Source organism: Alkalibacterium sp. s-m-28 (genome assembly GCF_054658175.1).
Map to the genome: position 1 here is coordinate 1 of NZ_BAAGIQ010000144.1, position 3309 is coordinate 3309.

3 protein-coding genes are annotated in these 3309 nt (G+C 36.4%); all 3 read left to right on the plus strand.

Annotated elements, in window-relative coordinates; all coding sequences use genetic code 11:
- The first annotated feature begins 503 nt into the window (after positions 1 to 503).
- The 3 genes from ACYQ4S_RS11290 to ACYQ4S_RS11300 all read left to right on the plus strand — a co-directional run bounded on the left by ACYQ4S_RS11290 (position 504) and on the right by ACYQ4S_RS11300 (position 3098).
- Complete coding sequence (locus ACYQ4S_RS11290; RefSeq protein WP_346025236.1) at positions 504 to 1523, plus strand: lipoate--protein ligase; 1020 nt, start codon at positions 504 to 506, stop codon at positions 1521 to 1523.
- A 297-nt stretch (positions 1524 to 1820) separates the two neighbouring features.
- Positions 1821 to 2228, plus strand: coding sequence for a transcriptional regulator SpxA (spxA, locus tag ACYQ4S_RS11295; protein ID WP_091264658.1), 408 nt, complete (start codon positions 1821 to 1823; stop codon positions 2226 to 2228).
- A gap of 222 nt (positions 2229 to 2450) precedes the next feature.
- Complete coding sequence (locus ACYQ4S_RS11300) at positions 2451 to 3098, plus strand: adaptor protein MecA (protein WP_091264656.1); 648 nt, start codon at positions 2451 to 2453, stop codon at positions 3096 to 3098.
- Positions 3099 to 3309 lie beyond the last annotated feature (211 nt).

Sequence of the window (3309 nt, forward strand, 5' to 3'; positions counted from 1 at the left end):
ATTATCCGAACAACAAGTAACGGCGTTGCTCGATCAATTAATCGACACATTACCGGCGGCATTCAAAGAAATTTTGATTGGAAATCAGTCAAACCAAGAACAAATTGCTGCGTAATTTCTTTGGTGAGGGTTAATCCGATAGGATTGTGAAGCATTTATTAGGGTGCGAAACTTGAGTATTTAAGCATTATAGTGGTAAGTAAAGAATAAAGTTTAAAAGATTTCAGTAATATTCGGTAAATAAGCCGTACTCAACTAAATCGCCACATACCCAAAAATACGTTCAGCTTTTTTTGTCGAATAGTCGTCCTAAATAAATTATTTTTCTATGGATATTTTTAAATTATCAAAGAAATTATCAAAGATCAAAAGTGGACAAGAGGGTCGACAATTTCGAATTTTTCTCTCCCATGGGGGGAGAAGCCTCTAACACACTAAGAAAACAACCAAGGAAGATAAGTAAAATTCTTATCTTCAAACTTATTATGCGAGGAGAACTGTATATGTATTATGTAAAGAACCAGAGAAATGGAAAAGAAATTCACGATCCAAGAATCAACCTGGCAATTGAATATTACCTATTGAATGAAGTAGAGCTTGATGAGCCGATTCTGCTATTCTATATTAATGATAATTCGATTATTGTCGGGAGAAACCAGAACACATATGAAGAAGTAAACACGACATATGTAGACGAAAACAATGTGACAGTCGTTCGTCGCTTCTCTGGCGGAGGAGCTGTCTATCATGATATGGGTGTACTGAACTTTTGTTTTCTGACTAAAGATGATGGGAACTCCTTCAGAGACTTCAAGAAATTTACTTCTCCAGTCATTGATGCGCTTCATCAGATGGGGGTAGAAGGGGCAGAACTTCGTGGGAGAAATGATCTGGTCATTGATGGTAAAAAATTCTCAGGCAATGCCATGTATGCTAAAAACAACCGCTTGACTGCTCACGGCACATTAATGTTTGATTCTGAAATCGAAGCAGTCGTCAAGGCTCTTAAACCTAAAAAACATAAACTGGAATCTAAAGGGATCAAATCCATCAGAAGCAGAGTAACAAACATCAAACCTTATCTGGATGATTCTTATCAGTTTATGAATGCAAAAGACTTCAGAGACAAGCTGCTGCTTTATATTTTTGATACTGATAAGTCTGAAGACATTAAAGAGTATGTTCTGACAGATGAGGATTGGGTCAAGATAGAAGCGTTCGCTGAACAGTATACAGCAAATTGGGAATGGAATTACGGAAAATCTCCATCCTTTGATATGGAAAGAAGTGAACGTCTGTCTGTAGGAACAGTAGAAGTTAAAATGAATGTAAGAAAAGGAAAAATAGAGGATATTCGTATTTTCGGTGATTTCTTTGGTATGGGCGAAATAGAAGATGTTGAAAAAGACTTGCAAGGTGTTCCATATACCCGAGAAGCCATTACTCATGCATTAAAGGATATCGACACTCAAACCTATTTTGGAAATGTAGATATTGAAGAACTTGTTGATCTTTTATACTAAGACCAGTTCTCTAGGTAAAGCTCCAGCTCAGTTTTAATACTGGGTTGGAGCTTTTTGTGTCTTAACGACACTCTAGATTATAAAAGTTATAATCTGAGTTCGCAGATATTCATATATCAAATTCTTTAAAACCTCTATATATAAACTTTTTTTAAGAACTATGTATAATAAAACGAAGAAATAAGTCAAAAAAATGACAAATAGGGTTTACAACTGTTCGCAATTACTCTATAGTATTAAGTGTAGAAGATGACAATCATCTAAAAGAAACATTAGACATGAAGGGAGAAATACATAATGGTCACATTATTTACAACACCAAGTTGCACATCATGCAGAAAAGCAAAGGCATGGCTTGAGGAGTACGACATCCCTTACTACGAGAAGAATATGGCTCACGAACCTTTAAAAATTGAAGAGATAAAAGCAATTATGAGACTGACAGAAGATGGAACGGAAGATATTATTTCCACTCGTTCCAAAGCATTTAAAGAACTGGATATTGATCTTGATGAATTATCTTTAAAAGAACTGTTCGAAGTCATTCAGGAGAATCCGACATTGATTAGAAGACCGATCATCATTGATGACCGAAGACTTCAGATTGGGTACAATGAAGATGAAATCCGTCAATTTGTTCCTCGAGAAGTAAGAGCAATGGAACTTGAAAAGGCTCAGAAACTTGTAGCTCTATCTCAAGTATAAGAACAGCATATTAACGACTAAAAAAGAATCGACAGTGGGTCGGTTCTTTTTGACCTTATGAGAACAAAAAAGTACAATGTAATCGTCATAGCTTGTATTTGCAGGCTAGCTTTTGTATAATAATCTAAGTGCAGTCGATCTGGACTGTTTTTGTATACAAAAGAATGATTTATCATCCCAGATGGAGGACCTGTTCTCCACAGAATTGCGAGGTGCGGGATAATGGAAATTGAACATATCAATGAAGATACTATACGAGTGGTCATCGAAAATACAGATTTAGAAGAACGTGGGATTACATTCCTGGACCTGTTAGGAAATCAGAAGCAAATCGAAAAATTCTTCTACAGTATATTGGAAGAAGTTGATATTGATGAGGAATTCCAGGAATCAGAAGCAGTTACATTCCAAGTCATGCCGAACAACAATGGTCTTGAACTATTCATCAGTAAGGGAGCTAATTTCAAGGAAGAGATGAACCAGCTCACTGGACTGGGTGATGCAGCGTTTGACAGTCATCCGGACGAGAGTGATCATGAACTTACAGACGAAGTGGAAGAGTACAGTCTGGATGATAATGAGACTAAAGAGGCAATTGTTGTGTTGAACAATTTCGAACAGATGATACAGTTAGCCCAATCTTTTCATATGGAAAGCGGTGCATCAAACTTGTTCACGTACAAAGGACAGTATTATCTCCACTTAATTTTCTTTATTGAAGAAATGAATGAAAAAACGAGTGAAGAGGAGCTGGCCGTAGCTCTGGAGTATGGAGAGAAGAGTACGATATCCTCAGATGTACTCAATGAATATGCTGATCAGATAATGAAGACAAACGCCCTGGAAATGACCAGATACTATTTTAATTAAGAGGAAAGACCACAGAGATGATTTTCTTTGTGGTCTTTTTTGATGAGTATTTGAATAAAAGGACAATAGTATATATAAGAATTAAATGGAACTGTCAAATTTTTTATGAAAACTAAAAATTAAAGGTGGTGAAGGCCCACTGACTATACCAATCGGAGCCGCATTTGCCCTTGACAAACACTTGAATGGTTTCAGTTAAGGTCACAAGGGT